The following is an 18,944-nucleotide window of genomic DNA, read 5'->3' as shown; positions in this document are numbered from 1 at the left end:
AATGGTTGATCGGTTAACCTATATAGCCTTACAAACTCAGCCGGTCCCGCAGCGCCTGCTCAAGCTGGCTGAAGTTCGATGGTAATCAGAATCTGATAAGATCGAGGTTGTGGGGTTGATGTTGAAGCTTAGTGCTCTGCCCCTTAGGATATTCCTCATGCCCAGATGGTAGCAATTCTGGCAAAAGGGGGAGGAGGGGCATCAGTTATTTGGCCTGTCACAGGCTAACCCTGTGTTGGTGCTAAATTGAAGGCTTAATGGAATTATAAAGCTTATTCATCTCTACTGTGCATTCATGGATGTCCTCAACGAAATCCGGCGGCGCCAACACCTTTGCCATGTTTCCCCAGGACAAAACCCAGCGCTTCAATTCCAGCAGGTGATTGACGGTCAGTGACAGGACCACGGATCCGTCGAGATTTTCGTCGATCTGCTGAGTCGGGTGCCAGCGCCGCTCCCGGATGTATCCCGCCACCTCCCGGTCGAAGCGGATCTTGACTTGATATTCGTTGTCGCTCCAGTGAACCCCGAAATGGCTGCCGGAAAGGCGACTGAAGTCGAAGGTTGCGGGGATGCGGAAGTCGGTGGACAGCAGTACGACGCTCTCCATCCGCGCCAGGCTGAAGGTGCGGATATCGTTGCGTCGATGGCAATGGCCAACGACATACCAGTCCCCTTCGAAGCGGACACCATGGTAGGGATCAAGGTCACGCACTGCCGGCTCGGCGCCGGGGGTGCGGTAGACGACCCTGATCCGGCGGGAAAGGCGGATCGCCTCCGCCACCTTCTCCCAGATGCCGGGCCGGATCAGGGTGTTGGATGGAGGAAAAACGGTGAACCGGGCATGGTCGTTGCCGAGATCGACGGTGGTCTTTGCCGGCAGCGATTCCTCGATCTTGCGGAACACCGAGCGCAGGCTGTCATACAGCGGCGTTCCCTCGTACTGGGTCAGCAGTTTTTCGGCCAGGTAAATCGCGAACAGGTCGCTCTCCTTGACCGAAATGGCAGGCAGCTGGTAGTTCGGCTCGGTGTAGTAATACCCCCGGTGTTTGGCCGAATACTCGATCGGGGCGTCGAGCTGATAGCGCATGTAGTCGAGGTCGCGCTGGATGGTTTTGGCGCTGACCTCGTAGTCGCCGGCCAGTTGAGAGCAGTTGGGATAGCGGCCCCTGGCAAGCTCCCGGTCGATGAAGAGCAGCCGGGAATGCTGCGGTTTGTATTTCGGCATAAAAATTTCTCCTCTTCAGTGGTCGGACAGTATTTGACCTATCACGCCTGCTATAAAGAGTCAAATGAAAGCGGCATCGACCCGGCGGCGACAGGAGGCCGGGCGAGACGCCGCCTGCGATGTCGATCACCCTATAACTTCAGGAGGCGTTCCATGAGACTGACACACATCCGCAATCCACTGAAAAGACGGCAATGGGAAGAGTTCATCGAGAGCGCCCATGGGAAACTGCGGGCCGAGAATATCGACCTCCGGTTCAGGACCGTGAAGAACGACGGGTCCGCCGCCCGGGCCACGACGGTTCTGCCGGCGGTGTATTTCACCTTTGCCCAGGACTGGGGCCGGAAATGGGTGGAACTGGAACTCAGGCCGCGGACGGTCGACGGTGAGCGGCGACAACAGAAGGAGCTGTACTGGTACCTCAAGGCGAACCTGCGCGGCCGGCTGTCGCTGCCGCATCGATTGACCTGGATCGACGAGGGGGGCCCGGCATCGAAGGAACAGGCTCCCGGCGACGAGATGCGGATCAAGGTCTACCTCGACGACTCCGATGAGCACCAGTGGATCGAGGCGATGGTCCGCCTGGCGCACCGGACTCTGCCTGTTCTGAACCGATATCAGATGCAATGTCGCTGATGGCAATCGAATCAGGTCGCCCTGAGGTTTGGGCAACAGCCTCTGCTGCATGAACGGAAGGGCGACGAGAATCAACAGACAGGGGGAAATAACCAATATTTGAAATATTTTATAAAATCAGATAATTGCCGCCTGGTTGCATTTATCACAAATCTTCGTATAATAAGCAGCACTTCAAATTATCAGCCCAATTAGACGTCAAAGATACCGTAATATCGACAAATTTTCCAGAAATGTCGAAAGGCGGTGGTGCGTCCTCAGCAAGCACCTTGAGATATGAGCCTACAAAATCGAGTCGAAGAGACAGCGCCAGATCAGCTGTTGTTTTTGCGGTAGTCCGAACAGGAACTGAATTCAAGATTATTCCAGCACGGGAGGTCCTCATGCTCTGCCTGCAGTGCGTCCATTGGACGGTGGAATCGTTCACCTATGACATTCTCAAGGAAACATGGGACAGGCTGATCGGCACCCCGATCACGCCGGGGTACTTGCAGAAATTCACAAGGGAAAGCCAGAGGCTCGCCATCGATTTCACCGAGACCGAACTGCCGTTCAAATACTGTGGAAAAGGGTGCGTCGACAGGTTCTATGTCGTGCGCAACCACAATGATATCAAACCAAAGAAGAAGATAAACTCGTGTTCGTCCTTCAGTTTGACGGAAGCGGTTGCTTCGGAGATACCCATCCCTGGCCCGCTCTGGCAGATCTGTACGACCGAATCCCATGGACCAACCGTGGTCCGGGGGCACCAATTTTACCCGGGCCTGTATGAGAATACCCTGTACTTCCGGATTCCTGCCCACAACGCGATTCGCCCTGAAATAGGGAACTCCGGCCGATGTACCGTCTGCGGCAGCGAGTTCGAGCATGGCATCATGGTCCATGAGGTCTCCTCTTTCTGCTGCAACAGGCATTATCTTCAGTGGTGGAAAGAGAGAAACCCGAAGCTGTTCGCCAAACTCAACAGGAGAAGGTGAGACCATTCCTGACATCTTTGATGAGCAATAGGGGGTTTTTGTCCCTGAAAACTGTCCTTCTGACAATATTTTTGCACTCTACAGACATATTTTTCGATCATCCATAATTTCAATGCATTGAGCCCGTTCAGCAGGGAGGCAGGCACCACAATGTGAAACCCCTGCGCCAGTAATCCGCCAAAACTGCACAGATACGTCGCCCGATCTCACTGGTAGGACCGTATTTGTCCTATCTGTTGTTGTAAGCTCATAGCGGTGACCGGATCTCTGGTCGCCTGTCCCGGATACCACCCATGGCGGTGGGTCCTTCTTATGCACAGGAGGGTGTTCGAATGAAGAAGATGATCACTGTCGTGTTCGTTCTTGGTCTGGCAGTTCCCGCCTATTCCGGAGACTATCTCGGTCAGCTCAGCAGGAACCCGTATACTCCGAACTCCACCTCCGGCCCCGGTTACCAGGATTTCCGGATCAAACAGTCGATGCGCAACAAGTACACCTCGGATGGTCCGGAACTGTTTGACAGTGACAACAATTACCGGGGCAGAATGAACGGCAACCGGTACGACTCCGACTCCATCTCCAATCCCTACGGCCGGTATGGCAGCAGATACTCTTCCGACAGCATCAACAATCCCTACGGCGCCGGGAGTCGCTACCGCCATGACAGTCCGAACAACCCCTATGGCAGCGGGTGGTCGATCTATGATGATTGACCGTTGGCCGGCAATGAGAGGTGCCTGAAGTTCCATTCCCATCATTTCACCAAGGAGAGAAATCACGATGGATTTTGTCACAGGAGAGGGCGGCAGGAAGAATCAGTTCGGAGTGCATGACCGTTTGCCAAGCATGAATTCCCCCCATGGAGAACTGCCGATCCAGCTCACCAGTCTCGATATCAAGGTGACGGTGAGCGGGCTGTTCGCCCAGACCACCCAGACCATGTGTTTCCATAATCCCAACTCCCGGGTCCTGGAAGGGGAACTGACCTTCCCGCTGCCCGACAACGGCGTGGTCTGCGGGTATGCCCTCGATATCGACGGCCGAATGCTTGACGGGGTGATCGTCGCCAAAAAGGAAGCGCGGCAGATCCTCGAGGTCGAGATCCGCAAGGGCATCGACCCCGGCCTGGTCGAACAGAGCCAGGGTAACGTCTATCGCACCCGGGTCTATCCCATCCCTGCCCGGGGGACCCGCACCGTCAGCATCACCTATACCAGCGAGCTGAACCTGTCGGGCAACGAGGCGGGCTATTACCTGCCACTGCAGCATGCGCAGGATCTTGACGCGGTATCGCTGCGGATCGAAGTCCGGCAGACGCCGGTGGTCCCCACGATCAGCGGCGGCCAGGGCAATATGAACCTCACTCATTGGCAGAACATGTGGGTGGCCGAGGCTCGACTGACCCGAGGGGTGCCGACGGACGATCTCCTCATTCGCCTGCCGGACCTGCCGGATCGAGTCGACATGGTCGAGACTACCGGGGAGGGGGAAACCTTCTTCTGTATCAGTGAGCTGATGAAGCAACATTCCCCGGAGCAGGCCTGGAGGCCCAACAAGATCGGCATCGCCTGGGACGCCTCGGGCAGCCGGACCGATACGAGTCGGGATCTCGAGTTCCTCCAGGTGTTGTTTTCCCGGTGGCGCAATCTCGCCGTCGAAGTCAGGGTCTTCAGCAACCGGCTCGACAACATCACCACGTTTTGCGTCGGGGACGGTCAAGCGGAAGAACTGTACCGTTACCTGCAGGAACTGCCCTCCGATGGGGCGACGGACTTTTCGCAGCTCGATCTGACCGACACCTGGGATGCGGAGGCCTGGCTGCTGTTCACCGACGGTATGGCCACCGTCAACGACCGTCTCCCGAGAATCGGGGGCACCAGGGTGTTCACTTGCACCAGCCAGGTCCGCAACAATCCGGCCTTTTTGCGCTATCTGGCCGAGCGGAGCGGCGGGACCTGCATCAACCTGCTGCAGACCGGTGCCGACAAGGCCGCGGCGATGGTGATCCACTTCCAGGCGGTTCCCGCCAATGCCGCCATCGATGGCTGTGCCAATATCTCCACCTTCCTGCAGGGCGATCGGTTGGTCATCCTCGGCCAACTCACCGGATGGAGTGGTACCGTTACCCTCTCCACCGGTGAGAATATCACTATCAATGCCGCGCAGGCGAACCAGGGGGAGGTAATTGCCCGGCAGTGGGCCGGCCGGCATATCCAGAACCTGTCGATCCTGCAGGGCAGCCAGTCCGAGGAGATCTTGACGCTGGCGAGGAAGTACGGCGTCGTCAGCACCGGGACGTCGCTGCTGGTGCTGGAGAATATCGATCAATATCTCGAGTACGGTGTCGAGCCGCCGGCATCGCGGCCGGAGATGCTGGCCGCCTATCGTAGCCATCACGAGATCAGGGAGAAGGAGATCAAGGTTCTTTCCAGTGGCCATTTGGAGGTCATCGTCGCTCTGTGGCAGAAGCGGGTCGAATGGTGGAAGAAGGAGTACAAACCGGTTTCGCCACAGCCGGGCCCCCGTCGTCGGTCGGCAACAGTGGAGTCGCCGATGACGCAACGGAGTTTTTCAGCCGCAACCGAAGCGGATGTATTCGAAAGCGATATCTGTTTTTCGCGATCAGAGCCCTTCGATGTGTTTGAGAGTTGTGCCCCCTCCTCGTTTCAGGCGGATGAAGACGAATGGTCTGCTTACGAACAGGACTTTGTTCCACAACCGCAGCGCCCCTCAACAACCCTGATGGCCTGGTCGCCCGATACTCCGTATCTCGAGCGGATCAGAAGCACCCCGGGAGAAGGGTATCGTCAATATCTCCGCCAGCGGCAGGAATACGCCGCTAGTCCCGCCTTCTTCTTCGACTGTGCCGACCATTTTCTTGGGACAGGGGAAAGGGAAATCGGTCTGCGGGTCTTGTCGAATCTGCTGGAGATGGATCTCGAAGAGGTCAGTCTGATGCGGATGTACGCCTGGCGCCTGCAGCAGGCGGGGGAACTGGACCAGGCGATCGAGGTGTTCGAGCGGATTCTCACCCTCCGGGACGATGAGCCGCAGTCGTATCGCGATCTGGCCCTGGCCCTCGGCGAGCGGTGGCAAGCCACAGCCGCCGGCGACGATATCCTTCGGGCGATGGACCTGCTGTACACCGTGGCCAGACAGCCCTGGGAGCGGTTCCCGGAGATCGAGATCATCGCCCTGATGGAACTCAACCGCCTGATCCGCCTGGCGAACCTGGCCGGGATTGCTCCCCCCGCCCATTTCGACCGGCGCCTGATCAAGGTCCTCGATCTCGATATTCGGATCTCGATGTCCTGGGATGCCGATCTCACCGATATCGATCTTCATGTCTTCGAGCCGGCCGGAGAGCATGCCAGCTATGCGCATCAGTTGACAGCGATCGGCGGCCTGGTGTCCCGAGACTTCCGGGATGGCTACGGGCCGGAGGAATATGTCCTGCGTTGGGCCGTCCCCGGGGCGTATCAGATCAAGGCCCATTATTACGGTTCGCAGCAGCAGACGCTGTGCGGACCCTGTACGGTCACCGTCAATGTCTTCACCAACTACTGCCGGCCGGATGAACAGCGGCAGGTCATGACCCTTCGCCTCGAGGAGTCTGGTGCTGACTTCCTGGTCGGTGAGGTGGTAATTAAGGGGGACAGAACGTCCTCAAGCCGGAAACGACTCAGTCTCCCGGATACGTTGCACCGCTTACGCAAGGGGATGACCGTCGACCAGATCATGGAGATGATCGGTCAACCCCATAAGGTGGAGTCTGCTGAGGAAGAATCCGATTCGATGGTACTGGTCTACTGTCTGCCGGATCGCTCTGAGCTCAAAATCGCCCTCGGGCCTGAGCTGCTATGGGCCAGACTCGCCATGGCCGGGGCCGAGGTTGAGATAGTCGCCTGAGATTTTTTTCAACTCTGCCGCCGGATCTTGTCCAGCATTGGGTTGATTCGGCGGCAGGACCAATTCTTTCGAACTGTTCAGGAGGGAAACATGCGAGATGATGACCCTGCGGATCTTGATGGCGATGGGGAGTTTGATGCGATCGATATGATGATGTTGGAGGAGCAGGGCAACGAAGGGAAGAAGAATAGTTGTGGGTGCAGTATCTTTCTGCTCCTGTCGATAATTACCCCCACTTCAGTTTGTGTTATTAAAAGGATGATGAGTTGAAGAACTGGCAGATGTAATTTGTGCCACAATGTAGTGCTCATTCCAAAATAACTGGAAGAAAAGCTCCTGGAATACAAACAACTCTTGCTTTTATTGTTTCTCGTCAGTTAGTTATAGAACCCAGTCTGTAAAATTTCCCGGCTGTATGCTCCAAGGAGGTTATATCATGAAAATGATAAAAGATTGATGAGAGAATTCGAATTAGAAAAAAATGAATACAACAGATCAATGGATTGTTCTTATCATCAACCGCTTATTTCACTCCTGCATTCCACAAAACGGTCTCTAATTCCACGAGAAATCCGCCTCGGTTTAGCCGCGAAAGGGATTCGCTTACCCGATCATGAAATTGTGGCGAATTTGCGACATTTACTCAAGGATGGTCTTGTCTCACACGACAAGGGTCGCTGGCAGGCGTACTTTAAAAATACCGAAATGCCGGCGACCGAGGGTAGCACCCATCCTCGTATCTCTATTCCCCACATCTCTGAAGAAGCCCGCACTCTTCTTTCCACGTCACAGTCCTCATTAGCTTTCTCAAAGATACAAAGTTTCTCATCAGATGATTTAACTTCAGATGACAGAATTAATACCCTCCCTGGACCATGGGGGAATTTTCGTGCTTTGGTTGATTATTATCGGGATTGTGTCCGTAGCGATGGTTGTGCTGAAGCAAATGCACTTCTAAGTGATTTAAATGAAAAATTTATTTTTATTTCTGCAAGCGGACAATCATTTCCTCGGCCAGGTCAATCATGGAGTATTTCCATTCCCCTTGGAGAGCATCTCTCCCGTCTTATTCAACGAATCGGAGGCCAAGGCGAAGATTCTCTCTTGATTTTGGGCTATCCTCTCCAGGTAGTCTGTGTTAGCAAGGAGGGCGCCCCAGATCTGCATTTTCTTAAGCCTATTTTTTATCTGCCAGTAAATTGTACGATTGGAAAAGGTGCCTTAACTGCTCAAATTGAGGAAGCAGCCTATCAGGTGAATCTTGATTGGCTGCAACATTCTTTCAATACTCCTGATAAAAAACGGTCTTTCCTTTCGGCATGCGGATTCTTTGCCAACGAATCAGATGGTGCTGCGATGGTATCTAACTCTTCTTGCCCCTCGATTGAACATCTTACTTCCACTCTTGCAGCTTTTTGTGCACACCGTCTCGCAGAGCCACTCCTATCAACTAAAGTTACTAGTCATCCTCTTCAACAACCCATTTCTACAGGGATTTACAACCGCAGTATTCTCATCGTTGCGAATCGTCCTCAATATACAAAAACCCTGCTTAGGGAATTGAGCCAAATACGCGATATGCCAGATACCGTATTGGATCAATCTGCACTAAAATTCATTTTTCGAGAAAAAGACGTAACAATCCAGGACGAAAATATATCATTAAAACATCATGTAGCAGACACCATATCGCTTAATGACGGTCAACGACATGCTGCCGATTCTTTGTTAAATGAATATCTTTCGGTGGTTACCGGCCCTCCTGGTACCGGCAAAAGCCAAGTGGTGAGCGCTGTGATATCTAATGCCTATCTGCAAGGCAGGTCGGTTCTGTTTGCCAGTCGCAACCACAAGGCTATTGATGCGGTGTGTGATCGTTGTCGCGATTTACAGGAAAGGCCTTTAATCACACGTTGTAACAGCCATGATGACCCTTCGCTGAGGATGACGTTTGCTAAAGCGATCAAACAATTGATGGAAGGGGCAATCGACCAGAATGCTCTACATAAAGCTATTCGCTTAATTGATGATTTGCTTCCACTGCTCGAAGATCGACAAGAGAAAATCCGTTTGGCCAAAGTACACGAAGATTGGCAGGAGCGAATTGGCAATCTGGAGCAACAGCAAGCGTTTCTCGAGATGGGTCTGCCCCCTGAGTGCATCGATGCCCTTTCGTCTATACCGCAGAAATTTCCGGTAAGACCGCTCCAGGCATTAGCGTCTGCTATCTCCCAGACTCGTAAACTCGAGGCTCCGGGATCAAGGGATCCCTGGCTTGCGAAATGGTTGACTTGTATTGAAATTATTCCATCTTGGATACGGCTAAAACGCGCTCTTTCCGCATTTCCCGGTATCACCTTTCCCCAGAACGGGTTTCCAACGCCGTCAAAACTCAAGGTGCTGCATGGAAATTTGACCTTCTTGCGTGATGCTGCAAATTATTGCAGTCTACGGCAAGAAGCTATGGCGTTAGAGCCAGGTATAAAGAAGTTACCAGACCATGCCACATTGACTGAAGCAATCCATGCTTTGCATCAAAGGATTGTTGAGCTCGCTCCCCATGCACTAGAAAGACGGCGGGCTGGCGTCGGTGGGTTGGCTTCTGGGGAGGAGCGTGAAACTCTTGCCAACCTTCGCACCGTGCTGAATGACCTTTCAACAGGTATGGTAGCCGGCAGCCTCCAGTCAGCCGCATACCAAGTTCTCAACGAACAGCTACCAAGGCTTTTCAATCATTTCCCTTGCTGGGCAGTAACTAGTCTTTCCGTAGGTAGTCGTATTCCGATGCTCCCCGCCATCTTTGATCTTGTCGTCATAGACGAAGCCAGTCAGTCAGACATACCATCATCTATCCCGTTGCTATTCAGAGCACGTCGTGCCGGGGTCGTTGGTGATCCACAACAGCTTACTCATATTACAGGACTAACCCGCGCAAAAGATACTTTCCTCCGTAGTCGTTTTGGACTCAGCAGATTGACTGACCAACGTTTTTCCTATGTAGATACATCTCTTTACAATCTGTTCGCTGACACGACAGGAGTTATGCCGGTCTTTCTCAAATCTACCTACAGGAGTGTTTTCGAGATTGCAGAATACTCCAATGAGCTTTTCTATGGTGGTCGATTAGAGGTAGAGACGGATACGTCAAGACTCCCTGAAGTGCCAGGTCTGAAACCAGGCTTGCATTGGACCGAAGCCGAAGGTGATGTTAAAAGTGGTGGAATAAGCGGTGCTTGGTGTGCCATCGAAGTGGATATAGTAGCAACACAGGTTAAAGCACTTCTCGACAACGGATTTCGTGGCACTTTGGGGGTGGTTACTCCGTTTCGAGAACAGGCCAACCGTATCAGGGATATTATCCATGATGGCAATCAACGCTGGGAACTACTACAAGCCGTAGATTTTGAGGTATCAACATCGCATGGTTTTCAGGGCGGGGAACGAGATGTCATTCTCTTCAGTCTTTGCGCGGGGCCCGGCATGCCACAAGGCGCTCTCAATTTTTTACGGGAAACCGCGAACCTATTCAATGTTGCAGTGAGTCGAGCGCGCGCTGTTCTGCATGTAATAGGAAATCAAAAATGGGCATCTCGTTGCGGTATAAGGCATATCGAAAAATTGGCATGTCCTGTAGTCACCTTGCCACCAAATAAAAGAAAATCGGAAGGACCATGGTCGCCTTACGATTCTCCTTGGGAACAGAAACTTTGCCAAGCTCTTTTGCAACATGGACTTTCCCCCATCCCTCAACATCCTGTTGCTAACCGTCGACTTGATTTGGCTCTGATCCGACGAGATTTACAGCTCGACATCGAGGTGGATGGAGCCAGCTTTCATCGCAATCCCGATGGTACTCGTAAAACTGATGATATTTGGAGAGATATCCAACTCATTGGGATGGGATGGAAAGTTTTGCGATTCTGGGTGTATCAGTTACGTGAAGATATGGACGGATGTGTACAAAAAATTCTCAATGAATGGGGAGTATCTCATGACGGATAATACTGAATCCGAGTCGCAGAAGGATGAAGCTTTGACCGGGCCGGTCCGACTCGATCAATCTTTTCTTTCGCTCACGATGATGGGCTTACTAATATGTTTGTTGGTTCTATTTTCTGCACTTTCAGGTTGGAAGATCGTCAATCTGGAACAGGAGCGAACCGCAATTGCAGTAAATCAATCATTACTTGCCAAGGATCGGGACCGTCTCAATGAAGATCTTAAGACTTTCAATGAAATTTTAAGCCAACTTCCGGATTTGCTCCAGCAGCGGCAAGATGCAGAGACAGCTCTTGCTGAGAAACAAGCCGCTCTTAACGTTGAGGACAACAGGCTTAAGGCTTTACAAGGTAGGCAAGCAAAATCAGAGGAAGATTACAGAGTCCTTCAGGAAAAAGTGTCCAGCTCTCAGACAGTATTGGTCAACAACCAAAAGAAAACTGCAGAACTTCAAAAGGAACAAGGGGATCTCACACAAAAAAATGACGAGTTGTCTGTGTCAATTACCAAACTAAAAAGTGTTCAAGAATCCACACAGCTGGAAGCAAATTCCGAACAAAAAAGGCTTGATTCTCTTAAAGAGAACATTGCTCAACTGGAAAAACGTCGAACAGAGTTAGATGCGGCAATTAATACACTAACCAGTAATGAAGCCCCGCTGGCCAACCTTCCAGTTCGATTGACAGAACTAAAACAACAGATTGATGATATCGAAAAAGATGCAATCGAGGCATCAAAATCTTTGGAGAGTGCAAGTCAAAAAGTGTCTTCAGATGCGGAAGGGTTAACGGAGGCCGCCAAACAGGCAGATAATGCTACTGTAGCTTTTAATAAAGGGCTTGGCGCGATGGATGGCTTAGTCAAAAATTTCGATGAGCGACAGAAAACCATGGAAAGTGCACTTTCAGAATTATCAAGGGCTGTCCTTGCCCTTTCTTCGGCATCTGCTGATAAACTCGCACCAACGGTTACCTCCCTTTCTGAAAGTACAGGAGAGGTTGGAGAGATAGCAAAACAACTTTCTAACAATCAGAAAACTATTTCAGCTGAAATAGCTGCTCTCTCCCAGTCCGTAGGAGATTTTACAGCCATTGATGAAAAAATTAAATTGGCAAATAGTGTTTTAATTTCGAATCAGAAAACTATCGTTGAGACGATTACTCAAATTGAAGAAAGCATTACTGGGCTTGATAAATTGCCAGGTAGCCTATCATCCAAAAACGACATTGTTCTTGAAGCAAGCAAGACCTTGGCCACTGCATCTTTAGAAGTAAAAACTGCTAGTGAAGATCTTAGTGATGTTATCAATTCTCTGCGTAAGACTCTCAGTAAATTAGAGACGACGTCAGAAAAATCTTCTTCACAACAATTGCATCCACTCAATGGTCCACCTGCGAACAGTTCCGAAACCAAAGAAGAATCCATTAATTAGCTTAATTAACGTACGAACCTGAACTCAGAGAGAAAACTATTATGGAAGCGGTATCTGTCCCTTTTTTACCAACTGGCCTTTGGTTGTTAGCCGCATCTGGCAGTATTCTTATTTTGCTAATTATTTTTGGCATGCTTGTTTATCAGAAGCGCCGATTCCAGTGGGCCTTGAAAGATAGCCGGGATGTGTCCCAACTCGCTTCCCGGAAAGAGCTGCTTCAGGCCGATATAACTGAGCTGCGAAAATTTATCACAGAACAAAATGAAGAGCTCGCGAGATTGACTTCCGAACGTGAAGAGCAGGAACGGATCAGAGGGGAATTGTCACGACTTCAGAGTGAATGCGCAACAGTTGATCAAAGGATTATCGAATCCAGAACCGAAATTGGGGAATTGGAAAATCAACGATATAATACTGCTCAGGCACTCGAAAAACTGAATATTGAGGTTGAATCACTTAAAGCTCAACGCCTAGCTCTAGAAGATATACAAGACAAAATTACAGCATCGAAAAAAGAGTGTGATCAACTCACTGTTTTGCAAGAGCTGAAAAACTCTGAGCTGAGGAAATTGGAACAAGATTTTAGAGAGATGAATGCTAAAACTGAGTCAACCAAGTATGAGTTCGATGAATTAAGAAAAAAGATTGATACGTTAAGAACGCGTGAACCAGAAGTGGATCTGATGAATCAGAAGATGCTCCAACTAAAGCAAGAAATAGAAGATATTAGAAATGAAGTCTCTAATCAGCAGCGATATGAGGATGAAGCTCGCCGAAAAGCAAAAGGATTTTCTGAGGATATCCAGGAAAAGAAAGGTCAAATTCGAGATATTGAAAAACAAATCCAAGATCTTGAAGGCCAAATAGAAAATAAATCAACTGAATTTGGTAAATTAGGTCAGCAGGTTGGTGCGATCATTGAAGAACTTAGTGGAAAACAGAATGCATTAGCAGAGGTTAAAAAAACTCTAACGGAAACGATAAACTTGGAAAAACAGATAGTGATGAAAATCGAAGAAAACAAAAATGATATTGAAAAATTAAAAGCGGAAGAGACCTCGCTGAATGCTTCGATAGCAACACTCAAGGTTTTAGCCAAAAAATATAACAAATCACTTGGTGTTGATGAAGGTGTTGATAGTGGAACAAAATACCGTGATCTATGGCATCCCGTGACATTCCCCTCTCTAAAACCTGCTGCCAGTTTTCCCTCTGAGCAGGAGATGCTCAAAAAGACATCAAATTATATCAAATCACAAAACTTGTATTTCCCAGAGCGAGTGATAAATGCATTCCACACTGCTCTAAAAATCAATGATATTTCTCCGTTGGTTGTGCTGGCAGGAATAAGTGGCACTGGTAAAAGTGAACTTCCGAGGCGCTATGCGGAAGGAATGGGGATCCACACTGTTATTCTTGCAGTACAGCCACGTTGGGATAGCCCGCAGGATTTATTTGGTTTTTATAACTACCTTGAGGAGCGTTACAAAGCTACAGAACTTGCTCGGGCAATGGTTCAGTTTGAACTATACAATCGCGATCAGTGGCAAATACCAGTTGGATGGGACCATGATCGATCTGATCGAATGTTACTTGTTCTTTTGGATGAGATGAACCTTGCTCGTGTTGAATATTATTTTAGTGAGTTTTTAAGCAGACTTGAAACCAGACGAGGAATTGACCTTACTAACCCTGAAGAAAGGGCAAAAGCAGAAATTTCTCTTGAAATGGGAAGTTTGGCAGAGGGTGAAAAACCAATAAGACTCTTCCCTGGGCAAAATGTTTTGTTTTCAGGAACAATGAATGAAGATGAAACTACCCAAGCATTGTCTGACAAAGTTCTTGATAGATCTTGTGTATTGAGGTTCGGACGACCAAAACGAATTTCGGCGCTTGAGAATGTTAAATCAATACCACCTACTGCATCTGGTTTAACTTTTGAGCAATGGAGGTCATTTTTAGAATATGATTTACCGTCTCAAGAAAAAGATAAAGTCAATAGTTGGATCAATAAACTGAACGATGCAATGGAAAAACTTAATCGGCCATTTGGGCATCGAGTTGCTCAGGCGATCCAAAGATACGTCGCAAATTATCCGAACTGGATTCCTAATAGAGTAAGTCTGGCAATGGCTGATCAGATAGAGCAGAGAATTATGCCAAAGCTTCGAGGCATTGAAATTGGTGAGGCTGAGCAACCACTAAAAGAAATTCATACTGTTATTAAGGACTGTGGAGACGAACCTTTGCTGGCGGCTTTCAAACAAGGGGCTCAATCACAACAACAAGTGTTTATATGGCGAGGTCTTGATAGAACCGAGGACTTCTAATAATGGGGCCATTACTTTCTTTAACTCCCTGGGGGATTCAAGATGGAACTTCTCAAGTTTCTACAATTAACGGCGATGGTGGATGCTCCACGATTTCAGGGGCGTGTTGTCCGCGTCTAATAGTTCCAGCAAATTTGTTCCCAAAATACGGGCGTAAAGGCAAATCCTTGCCATGTGTTTCCTTTCCTTTTCGTTGGGATGGGAAGATTTATTCATCTTTTCAACTCCCGGCTGATCCTAAACCTAACAATGCACCTCATCGTTTGCCAATAAAAATATCAATTAAGGATATCAGTCATGAAATAATTCAAACGGATATTGTTGGCCGTCCTTCTAGCAAGTATGAGAACGAATTCGGTCGAAGTGTTGATGGATTTATCGACTGGCAGATCCATTGCTTTAGGGAACTTTCTGATAATGGCCTTGTCTTAGATGAAGCGGAGGAAAAGACAAAGAACGTCATTCGACGAAATTGGAGCTCAGTTCGAAAAGTCTGGATAGGCAATAAAGCTGATAAGGCTATTATGGCGCTTATTGTTCGTCTTGCCCAAGATGTTGATCTACTTAGATTATTTGAAACAATCGCAAACCATCCAAGACACATTTTATTGCGACATAGACAAAATACAAGTTTAGGGCGAATCCAAGAGCTTGATTCCGCATGCATCAGAGATTTCGCCAGACGACCAGGACGAACAATTTACCAAAAAGCAGGGTCCAAGCAAGAACTGTTATCGGTACAGCGAGTTGAGTCGCGAGATACTTTAGAAAACCGTGTTTTTACTTGGGTATTAGGTCGTATGCAGGAAAGATCATGGAATTATGCTGCCACCAATAAGCATCACCAGTTTAGTAGTAGGGTTAAGTTTGTGACCAGATGCAATCGACGTTGTTCGGAGTGGCAAGCTTTAGATGGACTGAAGGAGGTTTCAACTGACCACCTGCACCATCCTGTACAGCCAAACTATACTCTGCAGATGGATACCCGGTATTCAAGAGTATATAAAACATATAAAGAACTTTTACGTGAGCAGCATGTTATTGATGATGCATGGGAGTGGCAACGAAACTTATGGTCTGAATCAGCAAGGCAACTTATGTGCTGTGCGATGACAGAGTTCTATCCTGAAGATTTTGCCAGCACTCCCTATTATCGCATGGAGGGAGAATATGGCACGTGGACAGAAACACCCGTATCTCCAGGTCCTTTTGAGACACAAGGTGGAACTTGTTTTGTTGTTGACTCGCGAGATGTCACGACCAGTCTAAAGGAGTGGATCGAGCACCCCCCATTTGATTTCGCTCCATACGTTGGCAGCGTCGGTTGTGACCAAGTGCTGTACTGGCCTAAAAGTAAAACGTTAACCGCAGTATGGTTTGTGTATTGGACAGGACCATCAGCGTACATTTCATCAATGATAAATAGTGCAGGCTTGGCTCTCAGAAATTTGTCTTCAGATCTTCACCGTTACACCAGAACTTCATACAGATGCTTCGGGTTGATGCTAATTACTGAGGGAAGAGGCTCTTCAGACGTGCCGAGTGTAGGCCAAGATATTTGGCCTTCTTCCGGAGCTTCTGAAGTTGTTGCTTTGAAAATTCCGTTCAATATCGATTTGACTTCATCTGCTCAATTCGAGAAGCTAATCGAGGACTTTAAGGTCGGAATTCAGCTTGCCATAGATATGGCATGCTAAAGAAAATATGAAGCTTTCAAATTCAAATTGCATCGGTGTTGATCTTACACAAAGTGTTCCTCACATAGCTGTTGCTTCAGGTTCAGCTAAAGTAGAGAGTAGCATTCCAGCAAGTAGTCCTCCTGCGGCGTTGTTGCCGGTATTACGGGGTGAATCAATTATAGCCGGTGCTGTCGCTCATACTCATAGACGGGGTATTGGTGGAAATTGGCCACCAGAATGTCAGGTCCCTGTGGGGGGCAATTTCAAGAACGGGACAGGGCGGGTACCGCTCGTGTGTGCCTGGACGAGGCTGGCTAATCTTTCAAGTCAAACGTTTTCGGGCGTCCTTGGTGACACTGAGGTCTCTTGGCAACCATCAGGTCAAATAAAGCTTGGTGCTTTATCGGAAAAAATCATCTCTGATTCCGTTCAAGCTTGGGAGAAGAAATATCACAGTAAAAAAACGGTTGTTGTTGTTCCAGATAGTCTTGGAGAAGCTGCTCAACAAGCACTGATAGACAATTGTGGCTCATTTCTGATTCCGCGACCAATCGCAGTTGCGATGTCATGGTGTCGGAAAAATGCAGACAAGTTCTCGGAAGCTGTTACTCAGTCCCCAAGAGGTGCTACCCTTGGGCATCTCCTTGTAGTTACTCTGACGTTTGATCAATGGGAGGTCGTTCCCATTGAAATAAGAATCATGGCCTATAAGGAAAAAATATGGCTTATTCCTGTCCGCAATCGTGTAGCAGGTGGAGGCGAATTCCCAAGATTGGGGGTAAATTTTTTCTTGGCAATGGCAACTAGTAAAGAGGAATCACTGCAAGGTATTTGGAAAAATGTTTTTGGCAGTGGTCTCTTGACTGAAAACATTGATAATCACTCGAGTAATATGAATCTGTTTCAATCAGTGAGAGATTGTATAACAGATGGCTTTTCTTCAAGAGTAGAAGATCTATTTCATAAATTGGATCTCTGGGGAGAAATTTTCACAGATTCAATTAAATTATCTCCTGGAATGTTTCAAGATCATTTGTCTGTGATTTATAGGAAGCAATTATCTTGTCTTCCTGAAAATGCACACGGAAGATGTCTTGGTGTGGTTCTTGATGGTTCATGTTCATATATTCAGATTGCTAAGAATAGGTCATTAGGCGAATTTGTAGCAGGTGCATTTAAAGATCAAGAAATAGCTATTTGTAATGGTGCAGAAGCTGCGAGAGGAGCTGCAATAACAGCGTTTGCATTGGAGCATAATCTGCCATCTTATCGAGAAACAATCATACCCATCGATATCCATTACCATGGGAAAAATGAACAGGGAGATTATGTCAATGCCTATAAGCTCCTTGTCGAAGGTACAACAGTAGAAGCTGGAAAAGAGTATAAATCAAAAGAACCAGTTCGTGGCCTGTATATAAAGCAAGGTGAGAGAAATATTACCCTCACACTGCGTCGGTCTAGTGAGCGGGATTTATATCTTTTCCGAAAAGTAACAGCTGAGATTCCAAAACCAACGACGTTTGATGAAGAAGTGAAAATTGTCGCACACCTTAGGCCTGGGCAAGGTTTTGCCAATGTGTTTGTTGATTCTGTTAACGAGAATGTTTTCAGAACAAGGTTGGATTGGCGAACAATGGGAAATTGTGAAGAACCACCGCCTCCACCGTTGGCATACCTCCCTGAAGTTTCACGTGTAGTACATGATGAATATATGTGGAGAGATGCTGAATATTATGTCAAAGTTGCTATCAGAGAGTTGAGGGGTGGTGGTGCTAATTTAGAAGGTGCAATGAGAGACTTGAGGAATCAAGGGAAGTTCAATCAGTGGCCTATGGCAGATGATTATGATGTTTATCGAGGTCAACAACCGCAGGGTGATATCTTCCGTCATTATGGTGTGTGTCCGTCAGATGGGGACTTAGATAGTGTCTCCTCCCCTTCGCTAATGAGGGAATTTGCTAATGAGTGTGAAAAAAAGTTTGTAAACATACGAATAAGGCCATCTGAGAGAAAGCAATTACAACAAACTGCATCTTGGATGTATTTAGCTTGTCCACAAGTTATTATCGTTAATGTAAGGAAAAATTTAAAAAATAATTTGGCGTTAATTAGCCAAGAAGATTTGCACACAATAGGGTTATGCTGGTCTAAATCTGATGATATTTCAATGTTCTTTAATGCGCTTGATCAGAGACTTAGGCAAGGTACTATTGGTGTAAATAATTGGTTAAGAGCATGCCGAAATATTGTACGTTTCCGCGACGCAGCCTTACATGTTGATATTATTGGAAATGGGCAATTAAATAAGATTGTAGATCGGATTTTGAAAATCCTTGAAAGGCAAGTCGAAGAAGAGAACTTTAGCATAATTTTCAATAATTGCATTTTGACATGCCTCTATTTGTTGAAGCGCAGGCGGTATGATAAAGATTTTCTGAACAATGAAAGTCCTGAATACGATAGGATTGATCAAATTCTGCGTGGACTCTTAAAGAAACAATCGAAAAACTTGAATGACAGACAATGTTCAATCATCAAGACCACCTTAAAATTTCTGAGAAAAGAAGCAAGCCTTAAAGATCTTGATAGCTCAGTGTTGACTGGATAAATGATCGACGCTGAATTTTTCTCATGACTTCAATGAACTAAGGCCAGGAAAGACCTCGCTGAGCTGTTCGCCGATGTGATGACAACAGGAAGGTGCGTAACCGAAATAGACGAGATCGTGCGCCTGAGCCGACTCCCTATCTG

At 48.2% G+C, this 18,944-nt stretch carries 11 protein-coding genes; 10 read left to right on the top strand and 1 reads right to left on the bottom strand.

The features are described from left to right. Positions 1-241 precede the first annotated feature (241 nt). Complete coding sequence (locus HNQ81_RS16075) at positions 242-1,228, bottom strand: helix-turn-helix transcriptional regulator (RefSeq protein WP_183352329.1); 987 nt, start codon at positions 1,226-1,228, stop codon at positions 242-244. 153 nt (positions 1,229-1,381) lie between these two features. Here HNQ81_RS16075 and HNQ81_RS16070 point away from each other — a divergent pair, with 153 nt between their 5' ends. The 10 genes from HNQ81_RS16070 to HNQ81_RS16025 all read left to right on the top strand — a co-directional run bounded on the left by HNQ81_RS16070 (position 1,382) and on the right by HNQ81_RS16025 (position 18,801). Beyond that, positions 1,382-1,864 (top strand): hypothetical protein, encoded by a 483-nt coding sequence (locus HNQ81_RS16070; RefSeq protein ID WP_183352328.1) that lies wholly within the window; start codon positions 1,382-1,384, stop codon positions 1,862-1,864. A 383-nt stretch (positions 1,865-2,247) separates the two neighbouring features. Continuing rightward, entirely contained in the window at positions 2,248-2,841 is a 594-nt protein-coding gene (locus HNQ81_RS16065) for a hypothetical protein (RefSeq protein WP_183352327.1), read from the top strand. A gap of 332 nt (positions 2,842-3,173) precedes the next feature. Then, the gene (locus tag HNQ81_RS16060) at positions 3,174-3,554 is read left to right on the top strand and encodes a hypothetical protein (protein WP_183352326.1); all 381 of its coding nucleotides are present in this window, start codon (positions 3,174-3,176) and stop codon (positions 3,552-3,554) included. Between the two features lie 67 nt (positions 3,555-3,621). Continuing rightward, positions 3,622-6,750 (top strand): DUF2135 domain-containing protein, encoded by a 3,129-nt coding sequence (locus HNQ81_RS16055; protein ID WP_183352325.1) that lies wholly within the window; start codon positions 3,622-3,624, stop codon positions 6,748-6,750. A 90-nt stretch (positions 6,751-6,840) separates the two neighbouring features. Then, positions 6,841-7,020 (top strand): hypothetical protein, encoded by a 180-nt coding sequence (locus HNQ81_RS16050; protein ID WP_183352324.1) that lies wholly within the window; start codon positions 6,841-6,843, stop codon positions 7,018-7,020. Between the two features lie 186 nt (positions 7,021-7,206). Then, positions 7,207-10,752 carry an AAA domain-containing protein gene (locus tag HNQ81_RS16045; RefSeq protein WP_183352323.1) on the top strand — a complete coding sequence of 1,182 codons (3,546 nt, stop codon included), beginning with the start codon at positions 7,207-7,209 and terminating at the stop codon, positions 10,750-10,752. Continuing rightward, positions 10,742-12,181 (top strand): coiled-coil domain-containing protein, encoded by a 1,440-nt coding sequence (locus tag HNQ81_RS16040; protein WP_183352322.1) that lies wholly within the window; start codon positions 10,742-10,744, stop codon positions 12,179-12,181. Before HNQ81_RS16045 ends, HNQ81_RS16040 begins: the two co-directional genes overlap by 11 nt. A 41-nt stretch (positions 12,182-12,222) precedes the next feature. Beyond that, positions 12,223-14,511, top strand: coding sequence for a DUF8727 domain-containing protein (locus HNQ81_RS16035; protein WP_183352321.1), 2,289 nt, complete (start codon positions 12,223-12,225; stop codon positions 14,509-14,511). Between the two features lie 2 nt (positions 14,512-14,513). Beyond that, the gene (locus tag HNQ81_RS16030) at positions 14,514-16,208 is read left to right on the top strand and encodes a DUF2357 domain-containing protein (protein ID WP_183352320.1); all 1,695 of its coding nucleotides are present in this window, start codon (positions 14,514-14,516) and stop codon (positions 16,206-16,208) included. A gap of 7 nt (positions 16,209-16,215) precedes the next feature. Then, a complete protein-coding gene (locus HNQ81_RS16025) occupies positions 16,216-18,801 on the top strand; it encodes a hypothetical protein (protein WP_183352319.1) in 2,586 nt (861 codons plus the stop codon). Positions 18,802-18,944: the final 143 nt, after the last annotated feature.

Origin of the sequence: Desulfoprunum benzoelyticum (assembly GCF_014201505.1) — a bacterium.
In the GTDB taxonomy this organism is placed as follows: domain Bacteria; phylum Desulfobacterota; class Desulfobulbia; order Desulfobulbales; family Desulfocapsaceae; genus Desulfoprunum; species Desulfoprunum benzoelyticum.
Note: the sequence above shows the minus strand (reverse complement) of the source record. Positions and strands in the feature narration are given on the sequence as shown.